This is a genomic window from Corynebacterium sp. ACRPE (assembly GCF_022347435.1).
GTDB lineage: Bacteria > Actinomycetota > Actinomycetes > Mycobacteriales > Mycobacteriaceae > Corynebacterium > Corynebacterium tuberculostearicum_D.
In genome coordinates this window covers 1-21,339 of sequence record NZ_JAKRNA010000014.1, presented here as the reverse complement: position 1 = coordinate 21,339, position 21,339 = coordinate 1, and the positions used below count along the sequence as shown (strand labels likewise).

At 60.8% G+C, this 21,339-nt stretch carries 17 protein-coding genes; 6 read left to right on the top strand and 11 right to left on the bottom strand.

All coding sequences use genetic code 11. From position 1 onward, the window contains the following. Positions 1–33: 33 nt before the first annotated feature. Positions 34–696: a beta-N-acetylglucosaminidase gene (locus MHY13_RS07960; RefSeq protein WP_239282739.1), complete on the top strand. Its 663-nt coding sequence runs from the start codon at positions 34–36 to the stop codon at positions 694–696. Between the two features lie 5 nt (positions 697–701). Here the strand turns inward: MHY13_RS07960 and MHY13_RS07955 are convergent, their stop codons facing one another. After that, positions 702–1,766, bottom strand: a complete 1,065-nt coding sequence (locus MHY13_RS07955; RefSeq protein ID WP_239282737.1) for a PDZ domain-containing protein — start codon at positions 1,764–1,766, stop codon at positions 702–704. Positions 1,767–1,859: 93 nt separating this feature from the next. On the opposite strand from MHY13_RS07955, the gene MHY13_RS07950 reads away from it, so the two are divergent. After that, positions 1,860–3,281 carry a zinc-dependent metalloprotease gene (locus tag MHY13_RS07950; RefSeq protein ID WP_239282735.1) on the top strand — a complete coding sequence of 474 codons (1,422 nt, stop codon included), beginning with the start codon at positions 1,860–1,862 and terminating at the stop codon, positions 3,279–3,281. Here the strand turns inward: MHY13_RS07950 and MHY13_RS07945 are convergent. Continuing rightward, positions 3,278–3,799 (bottom strand): M48 family metallopeptidase, encoded by a 522-nt coding sequence (locus MHY13_RS07945; protein ID WP_239273486.1) that lies wholly within the window; start codon positions 3,797–3,799, stop codon positions 3,278–3,280. The genes MHY13_RS07950 and MHY13_RS07945 overlap by 4 nt on opposite strands. Before the next feature lie 62 nt (positions 3,800–3,861). Between MHY13_RS07945 and MHY13_RS07940 the strand changes: the two genes are divergently transcribed. Continuing rightward, positions 3,862–4,749: a hypothetical protein gene (locus MHY13_RS07940; RefSeq protein WP_239282733.1), complete on the top strand. Its 888-nt coding sequence runs from the start codon at positions 3,862–3,864 to the stop codon at positions 4,747–4,749. On the opposite strand, the gene MHY13_RS07935 is transcribed toward MHY13_RS07940, so the two are convergent. From MHY13_RS07935 to MHY13_RS07900, 8 genes are all read right to left on the bottom strand, one after another. Further along, positions 4,727–6,784 (bottom strand): ATP-dependent DNA helicase UvrD2, encoded by a 2,058-nt coding sequence (locus MHY13_RS07935; RefSeq protein ID WP_239282731.1) that lies wholly within the window; start codon positions 6,782–6,784, stop codon positions 4,727–4,729. The two genes, MHY13_RS07940 and MHY13_RS07935, sit on opposite strands and share 23 nt — an antisense overlap. After that, positions 6,777–7,508 (bottom strand): NAD(+) diphosphatase, encoded by a 732-nt coding sequence (locus tag MHY13_RS07930; protein WP_239282729.1) that lies wholly within the window; start codon positions 7,506–7,508, stop codon positions 6,777–6,779. Before MHY13_RS07930 ends, MHY13_RS07935 begins: the two co-directional genes overlap by 8 nt. Continuing rightward, the gene (locus MHY13_RS07925; RefSeq protein ID WP_239282799.1) at positions 7,509–8,603 is read right to left on the bottom strand and encodes a TrkA family potassium uptake protein; all 1,095 of its coding nucleotides are present in this window, start codon (positions 8,601–8,603) and stop codon (positions 7,509–7,511) included. Positions 8,604–8,699: 96 nt separating this feature from the next. Beyond that, a complete protein-coding gene (locus MHY13_RS07920; protein ID WP_239282727.1) occupies positions 8,700–11,879 on the bottom strand; it encodes an ATP-dependent helicase in 3,180 nt (1,059 codons plus the stop codon). After that, the gene (locus MHY13_RS07915; RefSeq protein ID WP_239282797.1) at positions 11,872–14,979 is read right to left on the bottom strand and encodes an ATP-dependent DNA helicase; all 3,108 of its coding nucleotides are present in this window, start codon (positions 14,977–14,979) and stop codon (positions 11,872–11,874) included. Before MHY13_RS07915 ends, MHY13_RS07920 begins: the two co-directional genes overlap by 8 nt. A 32-nt stretch (positions 14,980–15,011) precedes the next feature. Further along, positions 15,012–15,797, bottom strand: coding sequence for a hypothetical protein (locus tag MHY13_RS07910; RefSeq protein ID WP_239282725.1), 786 nt, complete (start codon positions 15,795–15,797; stop codon positions 15,012–15,014). Between the two features lie 9 nt (positions 15,798–15,806). After that, a complete protein-coding gene (locus tag MHY13_RS07905) occupies positions 15,807–16,745 on the bottom strand; it encodes a DUF3152 domain-containing protein (protein ID WP_239282723.1) in 939 nt (312 codons plus the stop codon). Between the two features lie 61 nt (positions 16,746–16,806). Then, the gene (locus tag MHY13_RS07900; protein ID WP_005322370.1) at positions 16,807–17,031 is read right to left on the bottom strand and encodes a DUF3107 domain-containing protein; all 225 of its coding nucleotides are present in this window, start codon (positions 17,029–17,031) and stop codon (positions 16,807–16,809) included. Between the two features lie 71 nt (positions 17,032–17,102). On the opposite strand from MHY13_RS07900, the gene MHY13_RS07895 reads away from it, so the two are divergent. Continuing rightward, complete coding sequence (locus MHY13_RS07895) at positions 17,103–18,428, top strand: DEAD/DEAH box helicase (protein WP_239282721.1); 1,326 nt, start codon at positions 17,103–17,105, stop codon at positions 18,426–18,428. After that, complete coding sequence (locus MHY13_RS07890; RefSeq protein ID WP_239282719.1) at positions 18,425–19,663, top strand: hypothetical protein; 1,239 nt, start codon at positions 18,425–18,427, stop codon at positions 19,661–19,663. The genes MHY13_RS07895 and MHY13_RS07890 overlap by 4 nt, the downstream gene beginning before the upstream one ends. A gap of 72 nt (positions 19,664–19,735) precedes the next feature. On the opposite strand, the gene MHY13_RS07885 is transcribed toward MHY13_RS07890, so the two are convergent. Continuing rightward, the gene (locus MHY13_RS07885) at positions 19,736–20,224 is read right to left on the bottom strand and encodes a hypothetical protein (RefSeq protein WP_239282717.1); all 489 of its coding nucleotides are present in this window, start codon (positions 20,222–20,224) and stop codon (positions 19,736–19,738) included. 498 nt (positions 20,225–20,722) lie between these two features. Here MHY13_RS07885 and MHY13_RS07880 point away from each other — a divergent pair, with 498 nt between their 5' ends. Then, the gene (locus MHY13_RS07880; RefSeq protein WP_204609890.1) at positions 20,723–20,983 is read left to right on the top strand and encodes a WhiB family transcriptional regulator; all 261 of its coding nucleotides are present in this window, start codon (positions 20,723–20,725) and stop codon (positions 20,981–20,983) included. Positions 20,984–21,339: the final 356 nt, after the last annotated feature.

The following is a 21,339-nucleotide window of genomic DNA, read 5'->3' as shown; positions in this document are numbered from 1 at the left end:
TTCTCGCCTGCGACTAAGGAGCATTTTCCTACCGTGCGACGCATTACTCTCACTCGCCTGACCGCCACCCGCGCCACCGCAGCAGCACTACTGCTGGGAGTAGGCGTGGGCACTGCCGGTTGTTCCGCGGATGATGCCGCGCCTGCGGATGCCCCCGTAGAAACCACCACTGCCGGCGCCGAATCCGCTACCTCCGAAGCGGATGTCACTGCGGAAACCAGCACCGCATCTAGCTCTAAGTCCGCCGCTGAGTCCAGCGTCGAGTCGAGTGCGGCGGCAAGTTCGGAGGCGGCGTCAGAAAGCAAGGAGCCTGGTAGCCAAAAGATGGAAAAGTCTGTGTCCAAGGCCTATGACATCTTCGCACCCGTGGCACCACAGGAGCTCTTCGCGCAGTTCGACCGCTGCGATTCCACGGGCGGGGATGACTCTTATAACTGCTCTGGGCCGAAGGTAGGCCAGTTCCAGTTCTTCCGCTCGCACTCCAAGGCAAAGCAGACCACGCAGGTGCTTACCGAGCTGCGCAGCTCGCAGGTCATTGAAGATAGCGGTGACCGCGTTGTGGGCTGGTCCACGCTGGGCACCACCGCTGTTATTACCGTGGTGGACAATAAAGAAGGCATGGTTATGCAGCAGATGATCTCCTCCGACCAGGAAGACCCGGAAGAGAAGATCAAGGAGCTGGGCCTAGCTAAGTAGGCCGACTACTGGCAGGTTTTAATATCCTTGCCGTCCGCGAAGTTCTTCATCGTGGACACTGCCTCATCCAAGGTGGAAACTTCCGCGATGGGCATATCGCCGTGGTCGCTCGCGGCGGCCTCGGAGCAATTATCCTTCGGCGCGAGGAAGAGCTCCGCTCCGGCCTCGTGCGCCGCAGCGATTTTATGTTGGATGCCGCCAATGGGGCCTACTTTGCCATCTTCCTGAATTGTGCCCGTACCGGCCACGAACTTGCCGCCGGTGAGATCTTCCTCGTTGAGCTTATCGATGACCGCCAGGGTAAACATCATGCCAGCGGAGGGACCGCCAATATCCTGCAGGTTGTATTTGACCTTTATATCGTCCTGCGGGACCGAGAGCATGGCGATGCCCAGCATTGCCTGTCCCTTTTTGTGAGGGTTCTCCCCTAGCTCTATTTCTTCTTCTTGCTCCTTGCCGCCCCGCTTGACTGTCAGCGTGACCTTATCGCCAGGGCTTTTCTGCTTGATGACGTCTTGGACCTCGCCCGGCTCCGAGACCTCCTTGCCGTCTACTGCGGTAATGACATCGTCCTTCTTCAGCGTGCCCTGCGCCGCGCCCTCATCCAAAACTTCCGCGATGGTGATCTTTACCGGCAGGTGCAGGTAATCCATGGCCGCCACGGTGGCTGCAGACTCGGACTGGGTAAAGGCCTGCTTATTGGACTCTTCTACCTCTTTATCGCTCATGTTCTGCGGAATGACGGTATCGATGGGCACGATGGTGTCATCGGTCATCATCCAGCGGCCTAGCGCCTGCGCGAGGGTCATATTGGTCCGCACGGAGACCGTGGTCATGTTGAGGTGGCCGTCGGTGTCATAGGTTTTCGGCGCCTTAACATCTACCACCTGGGTGCCGTCGACCTCACCCAATGTGTCCACCGTGGGTCCTGGACCCTCGGCGGCATAAGGCACGGTCAAAGACACATCGGTGCCGGGGATATGGTCAAGCGATACCAACGCACCGGTGAGGACGACGGGGATGGCACCCCAGGCGATGGTGCGGACGCGACGGCTAGCAGGAGAATTCACGGATCAATACCCTACAACCTTTGCCGTAGTGTTCGCTGTCAGCGTAGCGGGGATCATGGAAAGTAGCCGGATGGTGCCGGTAGATTAGGACGCATGAGCAACGGATTCGGTTTTTCTTTCCCCAATAACGATGACGACGATAATGACGGACGTCGTGACCAGAACCCGTTCGGCGCATTCGGCGGCGCTAATGGTGGCGGCCTGGGTGACATGCTGAACCAGTTCGGTCAGATGCTGTCCGGCATGGGCTCTTCCATGAACTCGCCGGAAAACTCCGGCCCCGTTAATTACGACATGGCTAAGCGCATCGCCCTGCAGCAGATCTCGCAGTCCAAGGCGGTAAGCGCGGATGATACCAAGGCCGTGGAGGAATCCGTCCGCTTGGCGGAGCTCTGGCTTGATGACGCCACTTATTTGCCCACCGCCTCCGGCACGGCCAAGGCTTGGGATTCCAAGCAGTGGTTGGAAGAGACCATGCCGGCGTGGCAGCGCATGGTCACCCCAGTGGCAGAGCACATGAATGATGCTCAGCTGGACTCCATGCCGGAAGAGGCCCGCGAGATGATGGGCCCCATGACCAAGATGATGAACCAGATGTCTGGCATGAACTTTGGCATGCAGCTCGGCCACGCCTTGGGCGATTTGGCCTCCCAGGCGCTGACCGGCTCCGATTTCGGCCTGCCCATCGCCCCAGCCAATACCGTGGCACTGTTGCCACAGACCATCCAGAAGGTCGCCCGCGAGATTAATGTTCCTGGCCAGGAGGTGCTAGTTTATATTGCCGCCCGCGAGGCTGCCCGCCAGCGCCTGTTCAAGCACGTGCCCTGGCTGGTAGAGCGCATCGTCTCCTCCGTGGAGGAATATGCCATCGGCCTGGTTATTGATACCTCCCACCTGGAGGAAGTCACCCGCGAACTCAACCTCGAGTCCGGCGATCCACAGGCAATCCAGGATGCAATGAGCAAGTTGCAGGGCATGGACCTCTCCCCGCGCATTACGTCCAAGAACACTGCGGCTGCATCCCGCCTCGAGACTCTGTTGGCACTGGTGGAAGGCTGGGCCGAGCACGTCGTTACTGAGGCACTGGGCGAGCGCATCCCGTCGACCTCGAAGCTGACCCAGGCATGGGCTCACCGCCGCAGCACCGGCGGTTCCGCCGAGAACGCCTTTAGCAAGGTGGTCGGCATCGAACTTAATGCCCCGAAGGTCTCTGAGGCCGCTGAGCTATGGCGCCGCGCCACCGTCGCCGTAGGCGCGGAAAAGCGCGATAAGGCCTGGGATCACCCAGACTTCCTGCCTACTGCGGAGCACCTTGATAACCCGGCTGCCTTTATCGACTCCCTGCTGGACGAAGGCCCGGATGAAGGCTTTGAAGAAGAGTTTGCCAAGCTAGAGGAAATGCTGAAGAACGGCGAGGATACCTCTGCGGCGCAGGGCGACGAGTCCAAGGAGTCCGAGAAGCCGGAAGACCAAGACGACAAGAAGGAGAAGGGCAACGAGGACGAGGAGAACTAGCAGCCCCAGCGCTGATAGGCCTCAAGATAGCCCTTCGCCCGCTCAGCGTGGGGTGCCCTGTCCGCCCACTGCCAAAAATCCCGCCCGTGGCGTGGGATGAAGGTGTGGGTGAGCTCGTGAATGATTACTGAATCCAGCACATAGTCCGGCACGTGTTGCAGCCGGTCGCTCAGCCGAATATCCGCGGTGGAGGTAGTACAGCTACCCCACCGCGTATTTTGATTGCTCACCCACCGAATAGAACCGATGGTCGCGCGGCCATCTAAATACGCCGCGTTGAGCCGCCGCGCACGTTCTTCGAGCTGGGCGTCCGTGCGGCGGCCACTGCCCTGCTTCTTTTCCACCCGCGCCAACATGTCTGCGACTGCATCGCGCTCATCGCGCGCGGACATCCACGCGGGAATGCGTACCTCGAGCACCCCGGACACCATGCGCGCCTGCACGGTTTTCTTCCGCTTGGCAGAGCGAATGACTTTGACCTCTGGGGGCTGCGGTGCGGTAGGTTGCGTGCTCGACATGACAGGTGATTGTACCTGTGGTGCAATGGAGACCACATACTTCGGGGGAAGGGGTTAAAGGCGTGGGGATTTCTGCCACCCAGGTGGTCTTAGCACCCGGCAGCGCAGTGTTTTGCCGCGAAGAAACGGTGATCCAATTCGGCATGGATGCCACCCGCGTTGGGGTTGCGGAAACAGGAAGCGCGCTCACCGTCGCGACGGCTTTCAACACCGCCCGCGAACCAGTGTCCCCAGAAGAACTGTCTGACCGGTTGCGTGCCGCAGGGCTTGAGGAAGCGGCGGCGCTGAGCCTGATTGAAGACGCGCTGGACTATGGCATCCTCTGGCCGCACAGGGAGGCCGCCGAAAAGACGGACACCATTGTCCTCATGGGAGAATCCACCTTGGCACACAACCTTCGCGCGCGCCTTGAGGAGGATGGCTTCCAGGTGCGCATCCCGCTGGAGGAAGACAATGCCTTTTCCTATATCCACGACCTCGACGGCATGTATCCGGTACTCGCCGTGGACCAGCTGCACTGCCCGCTGGATTGCGCGAATGCACTCGCGGGCACAGCAACCACGTGGATTCCGGTGTCTTTGCTGGACAACCGTGGCGTCATCGGGCCAGTACGGCTGCGGGGCCAAGGCCCCTGCCCCTTGTGTGCGCACTTGGCGCGCGTGGATATGGACCCGCTTTGGAATATCATCAGCACCCAGCTCACCCGCGTGCGCCGCACGCCAGAAGCCGCGGTGCGCGATGCGGTTGCGGCGCATACGCAGGTGATCATCCGGCGGCTGAGGGGGCGGCCGCTGCCGCCAGGCGCGCCAACCGCTAAGCCGCGCCCCGGCCAGCAATGGGAGGTCGATATCTACGGACACCACCAGCAGCGCACCGTCATTGCGCATCCACGCTGTCCGGTGTGCTTCGGCGGCAAGACCAACCTTGCTAGCTACGAACCGAACGAATGACCTCTAATACCTGGGCGCCGTAGCGCTCCAGCTTGCTAGGTCCTACGCCGGAGATGGAGAGCAATTCTGCTTCATCGGAGGGCAATTCCTCCGAAATCGCCTGCAGGGTGGCATCAGAAAAGATGACATAAGCCGGTACCTTTTCCTCACGCGCTACCTGGGAGCGCCACGAGCGCAACGCGGCAAAGACCTCTTCATCGCCGCCGCCCTCGCAATCTTCATGGCGGCCAATGACCTTTTCCGCCGGTGTGCCCAGCGGACCAGAGCACACGCGGCAGCGCTTCGGGCGGCGGGAGCGAGAACTACCGCCGGAGGCATCTTCGGCCGCCGGGACGATGCCATCGAGGAAGCGGGTGCGCTCGCGCGAAGCCCGCGAGCCGGTAGTCTTCGCCAGCGCCCACGACAGCGCGAGGTGCTCACGTGAGCGAGTGATGCCCACATAGAAAAGGCGGCGCTCCTCTTCTACCTGTTCATCGCCAGCCTTAATGGCGTGGTTGATGGGCAAAAGCTTTTCCGTTAGCCCCACGAGGAATACCGCATCCCATTCCAAGCCCTTGGCGGCGTGCACGGTAGCCAGCGTCACGCCTTCCATAGCTGGGGCCTGCTTATCGGTGGAGCGCCGGCGCAACTCCCCCAGCACCCCGTTGAGATCGATGCCAGGAGTTGATTCCACAATCTTTTCAATGAGCCCTACCAGTGCGTTGAGGGACTGCCAGCGCTCGCGGGCCTGGGCGCCCTGCGGCTCGGTGGAGCTCAAACCCAGCTCGACAAACGCGGCCCGGGCAATAGCCACCGGGTCATCCGGCAGGTCCTCGCGGCGGGTCGCAGCGATAAGCACGCGGATAGCCTCCAGGATTTCCGGGCGGCGGAAAAAGCCCTCGCCGCCGCGGACTTGGTAGACCACTCCGGCGTCGGCAAGCGCCTGCTCAAACTGCTCCGACTGGGCATTGATGCGGTACAGGATGGCAATCTCGGAGGCCGGCACACCCTGATCCAGCAGAGTAAGGACCTGGCCGGCCACCTCCTGGGCCTCAATCTCTTCGGACTCATAGGCCTTGAAGGTGGGCTCTGGGCCGGGCTCGCGCATGCCCTGCAGCTCCAAGCGCGTGCCCGCCGCGCGGCCGGTGGCCTTGCCGATGACCCGGTTGGCCAGGTCCGTTACCTGCGGCGTAGAGCGGTAGTCGCGCTGCAGCTTGACCACGGTGCCATCCGGGTACGTGCGGGAGAAATTGAGCAGATAGTCCGGGGAGGCGCCGTTGAAGGAATAGATGGTCTGGTTAGCATCGCCCACCACAGTAAGGTCATCGCGCTCGCCCAACCAAGCATTGAGCACCCGCTGTTGCAGCGGAGTAACATCCTGGTACTCGTCGACGACAAAGGTGCGATATTGCTCCCGGAAAGTCTCTGCAATCGCCGGCACATTCTCGATGGCACCTGCGATGTGCATGAGGAGGTCATCGAAGTCCAAGTGCATCATGTCCGGCGTGGCCTTGGCCTGCTCATAGCGGCGGAAGGCCTCTGCCACCTTGGCCGGATCGGCCGGCGCACTGCGGTCCGTATTGGCGATCACGGACTCATAATCCTCGGCGCTGACCAGCGCGGACTTAGCCCACTCGATTTCCGCCAAGACGTCTCGAATCATGTCCTTGGAATTATCCAGCCCCACCGAGCGCACCGCGCGGGCAACCAGCGGGAATTTATTATCCAGCAGCTGCCACGGAAGATCTCCTGCTACCTGCGGCCAGAAGTACTTCAACTGGCGGCGCGCCGCCGCGTGGAAGGTCTGCGCCTGCACGCCGGCCACGCCCATGGTGCGCAGGCGGTCGCGCATTTCTCCGGCCGCTCGCGCCGTGAAGGTCACCGCAAGCACGCGCTGCGGGCTCACAAAACCCTGGTCCACCAAGTTGGCAATGCGATAGGTAATAGTGCGGGTCTTGCCCGTACCCGCGCCGGCCAAGATGCACACGGGCCCGCGCGGCGCCGTGGCCGCGCGCAGCTGATCTTCATCCAGCAGGGACAAATCCGGCTTAGTCACCGTGGTACCACTCCATAATCATCGTGTGTGCAATTGAACCCGGACGTGGAAGCTTAAGCTCAGGCAGCTCGGCGCGCTCCACCCACCGGATTTCTTCCAATTCCCCATCAGTATGGCAGGTGGGGTGGACATCAGCCGTGCTTGCACAAAAGCCCAGCATAAGAGAACCACTCGGTGGCCACGCCTGCGAGCCCCAATAGCGAATATCGTCCACCCTGCGCCCGGTTTCTTCCAGGGCCTCGCGTGCAAAAGCAGCCTCCGCGGTCTCGCCCGGCTCAACGTAGCCGGCGATCAGGGAGAAAAAGCTAGTGCGGCGACGATTGCGCGCCAGCAAAATCCGGTCGGTTCCGCTGAGGCGAATAAGCCCGATGACGGCAGGATCCAGGCGTGGGAAAACCATCCGGCGCTCGTCCACAGGATCGCGCCCCACGATTCCCGGTGCTGGGTAGTCCAGCTTGTAGCCGGTCCGCGGATCAAAGCGCTGCTCGCGCCGATTGCGGATCAGCGCAATGGCTTGCAAAATCACCGGCTGGTCCGCAAAGAACGTCGCGCTTTCTAGCCGGCCCAGCTCGCTAGCACCGTCCTCCGGATATGCGCACGCCTGCAGGGTACCTAGGTCCACTACTGCGTGCTTGCCGACGCCCCCGGGAACCTTCTCCACCAGCACCGGCTCCCCCGCTGCCGTAACCGGTACCTGGCCATGAGGGGTTACTGGGAGGAACATTCAATCCTCGTCATCATCGTCCATGACCTCGATGGGTTGCTCCATCTCATGCTTGATGTAGAGCAGGCGGTCGCCCGGCTTCAGCGCGGAGGCATCCGCAGTATCCACGCGGTGCAGCTCGTTATTGCGCAGGACGGCCAGCACGATATCTGCCAGGTGGCGGGGGTTGGAGCCCACCTCGAATTCGCGCACAGCGCGCTCGGCTACGGAGAAACCCTCGTTGGGTGAGAGCAGGTCTTCCATCATCTCCACCACCGTCGGGGTGACGGTGGCCAGGCCCAGCAGTCGACCAGCCGTCTCCGCAGAGGTGACCACGGAATCCGCACCGGATTGAAGCAAGAGGTGACGGTTCTCGGACTCGCGCACCGACGCCACGATCTTGGCCTTGGGCGCAAGCTCTCGCACGGAGAGGCAACACAGCACCGCGGTATCGTCCGAAGATGGGGTAACGACGATGGAGCTGGCATTCTCTACCCCAGCGATCTTCAGCACGTCCTGCTTGGTGCCGGAACCAAAGATGGTGACCAATCCGTGGTGCTCGGCGTGAGCGAGGGACGCACGGTTGGTATCGATGACCACGATCTGGGAGGACGGAACATCATCGGCCAGCAGCGCGGCCACGGCTCCGGCGCCCTTGGTGCCATATCCGATAACGACGGTGTGGTTACGCAATTGCTTTCTCCAGTTCTGGATTTGGAAAGTACGGCGGGCCTTATCCGTCAACACGGACAAGGTCGCGCCGACCAATAAAACAAGGAAGATCAGGCGGGCAGGGGTAATAAGCACTAAGTTAATGAACCTGGCCTGCGGGGACACGGGCACGATATCGCCGTAACCCACGGTGGTCAGCGACACCGCCGCATAGTAGGCGGAGTCCAATAACGACATGTCCTCGCTATACCCACCGCCGTCCACATAGACCACGATGGTCACGAAGACAACGATGCCAAAAGCCCACAGCACACGCTTGCCCAGCTGACGCCACGGGCTGGAATTTTCATCCCTCGGCACCGTAATGACATCAATGAGCGCGTGGTCCGGCTGCGAAGACAGCTCGACCTGCGGCAAGAAGCGACTTCTAAAGCGTGACTTCATTGCCTGCGCACGTTTTTTGGCCACTAGTCCAGCCTTCTTTTCTGGTCTCGAATGATTGCCCAAGAGATTGCGCGCTTACGCAACCGCCCACATACCTTAGCCCTTGTGGTGCTCAACTGACGATTCAAGGAGTTTCTTCAGCTCTTCCCCACGCGGAAGGCGGGCAGGCTCGAAGGTAAAGCCATCGTGCACATAATAAAATGCGGCACGAATCTTTTCCCCGCCGTGGATGCGGCGCCAGGCCTCTGCATACACCGCTAGCTGTATCTTGGCAGCATCCATGGCTTCTCCCTGGGGTGGGCGGCCGGTCTTCCAGTCCACCACCATCCAGGTGCCATCCTCCAAGCGGAATACCGCATCCATGCGCCCGCGCACCACGGACTCACCAATAGTGATTTCAAAAGGCGCCTCCACGTGCTCCGGCTGGCGCTCGGCCCACTCGGAGTTCAGGAAGGCCTGCTTAAGCTCTTCCAAATCGAAGTCCTCCGGTTCATCGATTCCCGGAAGTTCTTCCTCGCCCAATAGCGCCGGGCTGCCGAAGCGGCCCTCCAACCACGCGTGGAAGGCGGTACCGCGCTTGGCATAGGAATTCGGCTTAAACGGCACGGGGCGGCGCTGCCTGCGGGCAAACTGAAGCGGGTCTGCCCGCAGCGCAACCATGTCAGAGGCGGTCAGCTCGCTGGGTAGCTCAACGTCTACCACCGGCTGTTGCAGGGCCTTGTGCTCCTCAATGAGAGCGCCAGCTTCCTGCTCCCATAACTCAAAGGTTTCACCCCGGCTCAAATCTGGCAGTTCCTCCATTGCTGCAAGGACTAGGTCCGCACCGGCAACTGCTTCTGGGCTGGCCTGCAGCGCTGGGAACTGTGCGCTCTCCCCATGATCATCCTCGGACGGCTCGTCGGGGACGGACCACTCCACCACGTACGGCGGGAATCGCTCTTTCAGGCGCTCCAAATACTCATAAGGGCGCTTCTTCGAACTATTAGCTACCCTGTTGGTTCCCGACCCTGTCACCGTCAGGGTGGATTCGGTGCGTGTCAAAGCCACGTAGAAAAGGCGCGCCGATTCTTCAGCCTTAATAGCCCGATCCTCTGCTTCGAAGGCCTTGCAGGCCTTATTGAAATCCGACCGTTTCACCGCATCTTCTGGCAGCTCGATGTAGTCATCATCGCCTGGGACTTTATCCACGCTTCTTAGGAAGGTATCGGCTTGCGCTTTATAGCTCGAAGAATCTGCATGCACTACGCACACATGCTCCCATTCCAGGCCTTTTGCCTTATGCACGGTCATAATTTGCACGCGGTCGGTAGCGGCAGGAACCTCACCGAGTTCCAGACCGTCTTCCTTTTCTAGCGCTAGCGCGAAATAGTCCAGGAGCGCAAAGAGGGAATCACCATGGAAGCTAGCAACAATATCGGCAAATTTGTCCAAGTGCGTAGCACCACCTGCGCTACCTCGGGCAAGGACCTCGGTGCGGATATTAAACAATGCTTCAATATCGGCGAAGATATCCACCAGCGGTTTGGAAAGCGAATAGGTGCGCAGGTGGCGCAGCTTGGCGGATACTTCTTCCATGCGGGCAAGGCCCTCCGGGGTATAGCGGTTCCGCTCACCTAAATCCGCCAAAGCATCGGCCAAACCCACACGCCGATCCGGTTCCTCAGCGGTGACCTCTTCTAACTGCGCACGCAGATAGTCTTCCGGGTCCATTCTCGGCTCCCAGCGCAAGCGCTCTTCCCTCGCACCGGCCAGGTTGCGCTGACGGGAAGCGAGGGCTTGAATATCGCTTATGCCCAGGCCACAAATGGGGCCCGCCAGCACCCGCACCGCCGCAGGAAGATCTTCTGGACGCACGAGCATGGTGGCAATAGCCACGAGGTCCTGGATTTCTGGCTGCCACAAAAGGCCGCCCAGCCCGATGATTTCATTGGGTACGCCCGCTTTATCTAAAGCCGCCGCAATTGCTGCGGATTGTTTGTTCTTCCGCACCAGAACCGCTGCGCTGAAGATATCGCCTTCACGCTTTTCCCACTGTTTCCTAAGATGTTCGGCTACGAATTCGCGCTCGCGAGCTTCGCTGTCAAAGTAAGCCAGCTGAATCTCACCTTCGCCCTTGTGCGGTGCGGCTGAGAGCGCATCTACGGGGCGTTCACCTCCCTCGAATACCCCCTCAGCCACTAAGTTTGCCAAATCCAGCGCGCCAGAGGGGTTGCGCCAAGAGGTGGTCAACTGGTCCTTCGGAGCGGGTGTGCCCGGCGCGACCGGGAAGTCCTCCACGAAGGCAGTGAGGTTTTCAGAGGTCGCACCACGCCACCCGTAGATGGCCTGCATGGGATCACCCACAGCGGTAACGGATAGTCCTTCTTGCTCGCCACCAAAGAGGCTGCGCAGCAGCACACGCTGGGCATAGGAGGTGTCTTGGTACTCGTCTAGCATGACGACCTTATAGCGCTGGGATTGTTGCTTGCCCACCACAGGATGGTCGCGCGCTACGCGGGCAGCGACGGCCATCTGCTCGCCAAAGGTGATGACTTGTCGCTCAGTTTGTTCCTTGTGGAGGGCCTCCAGCAGCGGCACGTACTGCACGCGACGGTCCTGCGTGGCTAGGTATTTTAATAGGTCATTGCTGTACTCAGGTCCATTTTTTGGGGTCTTTTCCAGGTTATCGATATCCGCGCGGAAGTCTCGGGCGTGCTGCGCTATGTGTTCGGTGCCTTTCAGCCCATTATCGATATCTTGGCTGAATTTCAGCAGGGTCTCGGTAATCGTGGCTAGGGCGCGATCGTCTTCCAGCTGGCCGGTGTAATTGCGCACCACATCGTAGGCCAAGGAATAACGCTCGGCCTCGGTGATGATGCGTGCGGTGGGCTCCACCGGAACCAAGAGCCCGTATTCGCGAACGAGTTCTCCCGCATAGGAGTCATAGGTAGCTACCTTCGGCGCAATGTTTTCTAGCGCTTCTGTCACCTCACCGCCTGGTGGGATGAGGCCGGAATCGCGCAATTTAATCAGCTGCCGGCGGATACGTTGCTCCAGCTGTTGCGCCGCCTTACGGGTGAAGGTCAGGCCGAGAACCTGCTCCGGGCGCACATAGCCATTGGCCACCAGGTACACCACGCGCGAGGCCATAGTTTCTGTCTTGCCGGCACCAGCGCCGGCAACCACGAGTTTGGGGCTAAATGGGCCTTCGATGACGTGGGCTTGTTCCTCGGTAGGCGGAAAGTCCTTGCCCAAGGCTGCAGCGATCTGCTCTGGGGAGAAATTGCTCTTAGGCATCGGTGGTCATCCTTCCTTCTTCCTGCACGGGGCAGATGGAGCGAATTGGGCACTTATCGCAGTCTTTATTGGTGCGCGCAGTGATGCGCGGGCCGCGCATCTCCTGCACCAGCGGGGGCAGAAGTGCGGCGAATTCTTCCAGGGCTTCCGGCGATTTATCGCTTTGCCAAATCTCACCAATCTTTTTGGTGGTCGCACCCGGATACACCAGCACACCGCCCTGGCGCGGCATGCCTTCGCCGTCGTGAACCTGGTGGCCGTCAAATGCGCCATGGGCAAGCGCGAGCTGATAGGTCATCAGCTGCACATGGTCCTCGCCCTCTTTCTTAGCCGGCATGCTTCTACCCGTCTTGAGGTCCACCACCAAGTAATTTCCCTCTCCATCGCGAAGCAGGCGGTCCATATAGCCGCCGATGCGCACCTCCTCGCTGACGCGTACACCTACGGGGATTTCCACACCGGCAAGCTCTTGATTGACCTCGGATTGGCGCGCCCATTCCCGGGCGCGGTCCAACAGGGTGGAAAACTCATCGAGCTTGAAACGCAATTGCCACTGCGGTACATCCTGAATGCGCTCGAAAGCCTCCATCACCAATAGCTTGGCCTTTTCCGCATCCATTCCGCGGCCAACGGCTTCAAAGAAGGCGTGCGCCAAAGTACCGCGGAGCAGGTGCTCCTCGGTACTTGGGTCCTCGGCCACATTTCCTAGCACGGCCTTGAGCGGGCAGTTGAGTAATGCTTCCACCCGGGAGGGTGACAAACTGCCGCTGGTATGCAGCGGCAGTTCAGCTGCAACGGAGCGCGCAGACCACCACTGCTCCGGGTGGGCGCCAGGGATATCGGCTGCCGCTAGCCGAGCGAGCTGGCGCGCTGCTTGTTTGCGCTCAACCTCACCGGATTCCGGATTGGTAACTACGCGGCGCAATTGTGCGACAAAGGCCGGCACCGACAGCACCGCCACATCGAGGGGATCTACCTCGAGCCCATCGCGCAATGACACGGGTGCGGGTTCGGGCACATCGAGGCCCAGTTCGCGCGGGAGTTGGGTGCGGCGCAGCGCCTGCTTTGCTTGCCGACGCGCAGCCTGGCCAGGCACGTTCACACCACGGCCAGCGAATTCGCTAATGAAGCGCGAAGGCTCAGAGACCGTATCACCTTCCGGGTTTTCCACAGCGGCAATGAGCAGGCGCTGTCGGTGACGCGTGGTAGCGACATGGAAGAGGCGACGCTCCTCTGCCAAACGGGAGGCAACGTGGCTGACGGGGGTATCGGGATCAATATCGTGGTCGAGGAGATCGATGAGATCTTCTTGACCAAAGATGGAGCCGGTCTCCCCTAGCGAAGGCCAGCTTCCTTCCTGTGCGCCGGCCACGATGACGGTATCCCATTCGCGGCCCACGGCGCCGTGCGCAGTCAGGATCTCTACTGCCTGCGGAATAGCGGTGCGGCGGTCACGCACACCGGTGGGAAGTTCCTGTTCGGTGATATGCGTCAGGAAGGCGCGCAGCGAGGAATCAGGGCGGCGCTCGACGTAGTCGCCTGCGGCGTCAAAAAGCGCCATCATTGCATCCAAGTCGCGGTCAGCCTGCGAGCCGGTCGCACCACCGCGCAGCGCCGAAGCCTGCAGGCGGTTATCGAGTTCGGTTGCGCTCCACACAGCCCAGAGGACCTCCTCCACCGAGGCCCCGGAGGCGAGTGCGTCCCGGCCGGCGCTTAGAACCGCGCGTACACGCTCCAGAATGGAGTATTCGCGCTCAGTGAGTTGCCCATTAAAATCTGGAAGCTCGCCATAAAGAAGACCGCGAAGGCTATCGATGCCCCGGGTGGTGGAATCCCAGCGGCGCAGACCGCGGATAAGGCGGCGCAGGGTGACGGGATCGGCGCCACCCACGGGGCCGGTGAGTAATTCTTCCAACTCCGAGTTTGATAGGTCTTCCTCCAAGGCACGCAGGGCGAGCAGCACGGCGGAAACCAAACGCTGTTCGGCTAAGACGACGTCGGTAGGGCTAATGTGCACGGGCACGCCGGCGGCCAAAAGGGTGCGGCGCATCTGCCCGATATCACCGGTTGAACGAACGATGACGGCGATATCGCGCCAGGGCACGCCGTCTTCTAAGTGACGGCGCCGCACGGTATTGGCTACGACGTCACGCAGACTGCCGTCCGAATCCACAATGGAGATGCACGCCGGAGAGGGTGTGCGGTGAGGCTCGGTGAGCTCGATGTCGTGTTCAGCCGGGAAGTCCCGCAGGAAACGCGAGCTAGCACCGCGGAAGGCAAAGACGGATTGATCGGCATCGCCGCCTACCACCACGAGATCCGCCTGCGGGGCCATTTCGCGGATGAGCTTGCCCGCAGTGGGGTCAAGCAATTGCGCATCGTCGACAATAATGGTGTGGAAGGGGTGCTCGCGCAGAAGCTGGGGGCGCTGAAGAACCGCGGTAACCAATTCCGCAGCGGAATAGGAATGGGCGCGGGAAAGGAGCTGCACGCGTTCGTACTCGCGCAGGAATTCACCCGCCGCGGACCACATGGGGCGGCCGTGCTCGGCACCGAGGCGCTCTAGGTCGCCCGGGCCCAGGCCGCGTTCAATGGAGCGCAAAAGGAAATCGCGCAGCTGCCGGGCGAAGCCCACATATTCCAGCGCGGGCCGCATCTCCGCGGGCCACGAGCCATGCCCGTCTTCTGCTTGGCCCGTGAGCAGCTCGCGGATGACGGCGTCCTGCTCCGCACCGGTAATAAGGCGCAGCTCCTCCTCGGCCGCTGTGCGCAGCAACGCGAATGCTAGGGAGTGTACGGAACGCACCATGGAGGTCTGTGCGGCGTAATCCTCGAGCCGCTCAGAGAGCTCGCGGCGCAGCCGGGCGCCGGATTCCTTCGAGGGAGCGATAACCAGGATGCCGGAGGGATCCGCGCCGGTCTGCCGGGCTTTATCCAAGGCATGAATGACGGTATCGATAAGGAAGCTGGACACACCGGTCCCGGCGGCACCGGTTACCTTCCAGGCACCGGATTCGGGCAGGTCAACAGGCCAACTGCGGGTCGTGGCGGACTGGGTACGGGGAACGAGGCGCACCTGCGGGGACGGTGGAAGGACCACTCCCGCACGCGCGGTGGAATGGGGGTCGTAACTCACCGCTCCAGTATGGCAGATGCCCGCGACACCAGATGCTGCTCCACCCGCTCAATGTGCGAACGCGCGTTTGAACGTGACGCGGAGTGCAGGTCATTGACATGACGGCGATACGACACAGCGCGCAACAGCAATTCCGGCATACCGGGTACATGACTAAAACGCTGACAGATCCCATCATCGACCGCTTGGCCAATGAGCCCATCCACAATAACCAAAGCGGCCGTCCAGCCGGCTGGGCGCGGGGATTCACTCGGCACAATGTCCACAATGCCCGGCGGGTTAGCGCCGTGGTAAACCGTGGTGGTGAGAAGAGCGGTGTGGGCGGGGATAAGGGGGACGTCGGCAAGCAGGGCTGGGCGATAAGCCTCGCCCGTTTCCTCCCAGGCGGCGCGCTCGGCGCGAGCGAAGGCATCGCTGCGCTGCCCGTTGGGAATGGGCACCTCGGCCAGAGCCGTATCCAAGCGCAACGCCATCTGTGCGGTTTCATCAATGCGCCCGCGAACATGGCCCGGAATAAACTGGGTAGCCTTCCACCCTGCGGCCGTGTGCCGACCATCGCTAGACAGTACCGGCCGGGAAACGCGGGCCCCCTGCACGCTGAGGCGCTCGCGCACCTTAGCGGACCAAGCGGCAAACGGACCGGCCTGGGAATAGACCACGTCGCCCACCTTGATGCCGTTATCCCACACCGGGCCCAATTGATCGCCCGGCGCGCGGCGGGTACCAATGGCACCGGTTTCCGCGTGGAAGGCGCTTAAAACATGCTCTGGGGGAAGCGGCATCCTTAACTCCTATTCGGGTTGGTGGGGATCCTTATTATCCGGATTCGGATAAGGCCACGGGTTTGGTGAGCAGGTCACATCCTCATCAGGATAGACCTCGCTGGGCTTGCGATCGTGCAATTCTTTGTTGTTAAGGTCCAAGGTCTGTTGCATCATGACCGGCGCTAGCTTGCCTTGGCCGCCACACGGCTGGTGGGCCGCATAGCCAATGGCATGACCCAACTCATGGTTGATGACGTACTGGCGATAATTGCCCAAATCGCCTTCAAAAGGCGTGGCGCCGCGCACCCAGCGGGCCTCGTTGATAATGGTGGTGGACTCGCCCGTAATGGTGGTGTGGCAGGAGGTTTCCGTTTCAATCTTCTCGCCACAACGCTCTGCGGCGGTGCCGAGCGAAGTCAGCTGGATGCGGGTATCCGGTTCCGCATCAGCGGCCACGTGCTCGAACTCAAAGTCCTTCTGCGCGGTCCAGCCGCGCGGGTCAGACAAGGTGGCCTCCACCATGGCGGCAAAAGACTCATCGCCTCCATACGGTGCGGTGTTAAGGCCATCTTCTACCTCGATGGAATAGCGCACCTTTTGCTCGCCGGCCTTACCCGCAACGGCGCCAGGCTCGCCTACCTCGTGGAAGGTGCCCTTGCCCTGCTTGGTATAGGAGCCACCGGGCGGCATCTCGCTGATTTCCCGCTTCACCGCTGCAGCATCGGCAGGATCAGGGCCCATCTTCTCCGTACTCGTTGGGGCAGCCTCGATAGTGCCTTCCGCCTTTTCTTCAGAGGAAGAGGCGGTGGCGATATCGACGATGAACCAAATGGTCAGCGCGATCATGAGGGGGATAGCCACCACGCGCCACCAGCCATATTGACGCGCAAACCGGACCACCGCATTGGGGTGGTCCGGCGCATGGCCCTGGCTCCGGTGAGCGTGGCGAGTCTCCCTTTTTTCCATGGGGCCTTAGGTTACCCGTTGGTATTTAAAAAAGCTGAATCAGCAGCCCTATGCGCTCGCCTTAGGCGCCGGCGAATCCCACGGCGTGCTTCTTTGCAATGCCGACCTCGACGTAGACCACGCGGTCAGTGCGCACGAGGTATTTGCGGCCCTTGTCATCTTCCAATTCCAGGGTGGAGTTATCCGCCAGGGCACTGTTGATCTTCTGCGTCAGCTCGGCTTGGTCACCTGCAGCACTAATGACCAGCTCGCGAGCGGTATCTGCGAAGCCAAACTTGATATCCATGAAGATTCCTCCTCTAACTAGAGTTTTATTGTCAATGGCCCCACTATAACCATCCCGGCTACTATCAAGGTGTGTCTGACATAAAATCCCAGCCACCGAGCTTCGCGGAACTCGGCGTTGCGGCCGAAATCTGCGATGGTCTCGCCACTCGTGGCATCACGCGTACTTTTGCAATCCAGGAATTAACCCTGCCCATCGCGCTATCCGGCCAGGACTTGATAGGCCAAGCGCGCACCGGCATGGGCAAGACCTATGGCTTTGGCGTGCCGCTTTTGGACCGCGTTTTTGATGACGCCGATATCGACGAGCTCGATGGCACCCCGCGCGCCCTCGTGGTGGTCCCCACCCGTGAGCTTACCCAACAGGTCACCGAGGACCTGCAGGTGGCTGCCGCCCACCTGCCCGTGCGCTTAGCCTCCATTTACGGCGGCCGTCCCTACGAGGAGCAGATCAAAAAGCTCAACAAGGGCGTCGATGTCATCATTGGCACGCCTGGCCGATTGATCGATCTGCACGAACGCGGCGAACTGCAGCTAGATCGCGTGGCTATCTTGGTTCTCGATGAGGCCGACGAGATGCTGGATCTGGGCTTTTTACCCTCGGTGGAGGCTATCCTCACGGCACTCGATGGCAATGCCCACCAAACCATACTCTTTTCCGCCACGATGCCGGGCGCAATTTTGACGCTCGCCCGCCGGTTTATGGAAAAACCCATCCATATCCGCGCCGAATCCGGCGAGCAGGATTTCACCCATTCCTCCACTCGCAAGGTCACCTTCCAGGCCCACCGCATGGATAAGGTTGCCGTCGTCGCCCACGCCCTGCAGGCCGCCGGCCGCGGGCGCACCATCATCTTCGCTCGCACCAAGCGCGCGGCCGCCCAATTGGCCGATGACCTGGCCCGGCGCGGCTTCCACGTGGGCGCCGTCCACGGCGATCTAGGGCAAAAGTCGCGCGAGAAGTCGCTGCATGCCTTCCGCACCGGCCAGGTGGACATCTTGGTCGCTACCGATATTGCCGCCCGTGGCATCGACGTTGATGATGTCACCCACGTCATCAACTATCAGGTTCCGGATGATCCGATGACCTTTGTCCATCGCATCGGCCGCACGGGTCGCGCCGGCCATACGGGCACCGCTATCACCTTGGTGGGCTACGATGAGCTGGGCAAATGGCAGGTTATTAATGATGAGCTGGATTTGGGTGAGCCGAATCCGCCGCAGTGGTTCTCCACGTCCCCAGAGCTGGCCCAGGCTCTAGACATCCCCGCGGATATAGAAGAGACTGTCGGCCCTGAGACCAAGGTCGTGGGCCAGGTTCCTGTCCGCGAGAAATCCCCCACCCGTACCACCGCGCGCCGCGGCAGCTCCCGGCGCCGGCGAGGAGGCCGCCGATGACTAAAGCTCCCATTTTGCGCTCGACGCCCCCCGATTGGAGGGCTACCGGCATTATTGCCGTGGTCTGCGCCATCGCGGTCGGCGGGGCGGCTATTACCGCCAATATTAACCAGGCGCATCTCAGCCAAGCGGCCGTTCCTGGGGATAAGGATGCACCCGCGCTTGCCGACGTCCCCGAGGCCCTCCACGAGTCCTTCAACCTCCCCAATGAACCAGTACCCGGCCAATACCGGGCGGTTTCGGCGCACGGCCTGACCATCACGCACGCCGCTCACACTCTCACCGCCACCAACCCGGACGGCTCCGAGGCGTGGACTTATGAGCGCACAGACGCGGATCTGTGCTCGCTGTCTACTGCGTGGGGCAAAATCGTGGCGTCGTATAAAACCGGCGTGGGCTGCGGGGATACCGTGGCAATTGAGGCCGCAACTGGCGAGTATGACAGCACCCGCAGCGCCGTCAACTCGGAAGAGGTAGTACCCGTTTCCTCCAATGACCGGGTAGGAACGGTCTCCACCGACCGGATCGATCTGTGGCGTTCCGATATGGTGCGCACCGTGGAATACGGTGACGTGGAAGCAAAGCAGGAGCCGGACAAGCAACCGCATGAAGACTGCACCATTAGCTCCGCGCTTACCCGTACCGAGAATTTGGCACTGACCGAGTCCTGCCCCGATAAACCGGGCGCCACCTGGTTGCGCTTCCAAGACACCACCCCTGATGATTCCCGTGAGCCCGATATCGCTGCCGATGTGGACATAGCCACCGACGGCGCCCGGCTTATCGCCGTGGGGCAAAAGGCCGCCGCCGTCTACCGCCCAGGACCGAATCCCACGATCGAGTCCTATGACAATAAGGGCGAAAAGCTGGACTCTACTTCGGCAGAGCCCTCTCCAGACATTGACGCCGGCGCCTCCCCGTTCGCCCCGGCAACCGCGGATCTGCCGCACCATATGACCTGGTTTGATGGCTCCCGCCTTTATCTCTTTAAGCCGAGCGACCTCGCAGTGGATCACGTGGTAGAAGATGCCATCGGCACCCCCATCGCCGTCGACGAGCACATGTTGGTACCTACCCAAGAAGGCATTGCAGTCATGGATTGGTCCACCGCTAAGACACTGCGAACCATCCCGGTTGATCGCGGCAGCTACCACGGCCCCGTCTACCTCACCCTGGCGGGCGACACCATCGTGGAAACCCGCGGCGATCAGGTCGTGGGCCTAAGCGCCGATTAATACCCCTGCAACACGCGAAGGGCCGCGCATTCCGGTTTTCCCGGGGCGCGGCCCTTGTGTGTGGCAGCGAATTTAGAAGTTAGCTGCCGCCCACTCGGTGGAAGCGCGGACGAACATCAGCAAGAAGATGACTACTGCGGCGCTCGCCAAGGTCACCGCACCAAGTAGCGGCGATCCGCCGCTAAACATCTGGAAGGAGCTCGCTGCCAAGATGAGCTCGACCAGGATAATGGCTCCCCTACCCCAGCGCTTTCCTTTGACCATGGCCCAAGCACCGACGATGACAAAGCCAAAGACGATAAAGATAAATAACGCGGTGCCCAGCCCCACAAAGCTTCCGGAGCCCGAGTCCGACACCATGGAACCATTTTCTGCGCCGGTCACCTCGCGCACAATCAGGAAGATACCGAAGCAGATGACGGTGATGGACTGAACCACGGCGAGCGCTGCGGCCACGAGGACCGGCTGTGGCGCGCCCTGCTGGGCCTTCTCCTCACGCGCCGGCTGCGCGGAGGAAACATTTTGCTTTTTGTTTACCTGCTTTTTCTTCTGCTTAGACACAAACCCACAGTCTACTCACCGGTCGAGGCCATTTCCTTGTGCGCCACTCAGGTTTCGCGGGGGCAGGGGTTAGCCGGGTAGATTTGACGCTTCTTCAGTCACCGCACTCAATGTTTTTTGGACAATGCACCAGTTCAGCGCGTTTCTCACAGGCTTCTTTCAACTCATACGTCGACCTAAATGACCCCCACACTAGTTTCATTCACGTGAGGTTGACCACAATTTCGCCTCTACCCCTAGCGGAGTCTGAGTAAACATGTCATGATTCTGGGGTAGCAAAAAGAAAGAGGACGTAAACCTCTTCTTAACTTGAAGGAAACTTCAAGTAACCACAATGTGAACCATTGGCGGCGGCGACGCTGGCCCGACCTCGAGACCGGGCCCCACTGCACGCAGACCAGTTCACACAACCACCCACCCTGGCATTGGTTGCTTTTCATTTCTCATGAAAAGCACTTGTGCTTACTGCTGTCGAATTTTTGTTAGGAGATATCAATCATGGATTGGCGCCACGAAGCTGTTTGCCGCGACGAAGACCCCGAGCTGTTCTTCCCAGTAGGCAATTCTGGTCCTGCACTTACCCAAATCGCTAAGGCCAAGCTGGTCTGCAACCGTTGCCCCGTTGCCACTTCCTGCCTGAAGTGGGCACTGGAGTCCGGCCTGGACGCCGGCGTCTGGGGCGGCCTGTCTGAAGAGGAGCGCCGCGCCCTCAAGCGTCGCCGCAACCGCGGCCGTGGCCGCGCCCGCGTTTCTGCTTAATAAGCAGCCCCCAATTTTCGTTTCGGCGCCCTTAGCCGCTACAGTTGAATAAAGTTCAGATACCCTCAACGAAGGAGTGCGCAATGAGCAAGCGTGGTCGCAAGCGCAAGGATCGCCGCAAGAAGTCCGCTAATCACGGCAAGCGTCCTGGCGCATAACGCACAGCATTACTCAAAGCCCGGTTCCCTCGGTCACTTCGACCGTAGAACCGGGCTTTTGCTATGTCAGACGCAAACTTGAGTTCAGAGGGTCGTTGCAACACTTTCCCTTAGGAGGGTGTTGTTGTGTCTGAGATTATTGGCCCGTTTCATTCGTTGTCTGAATCGGATCGTCGTGGCTTAGTTGCCTTGGTTGGC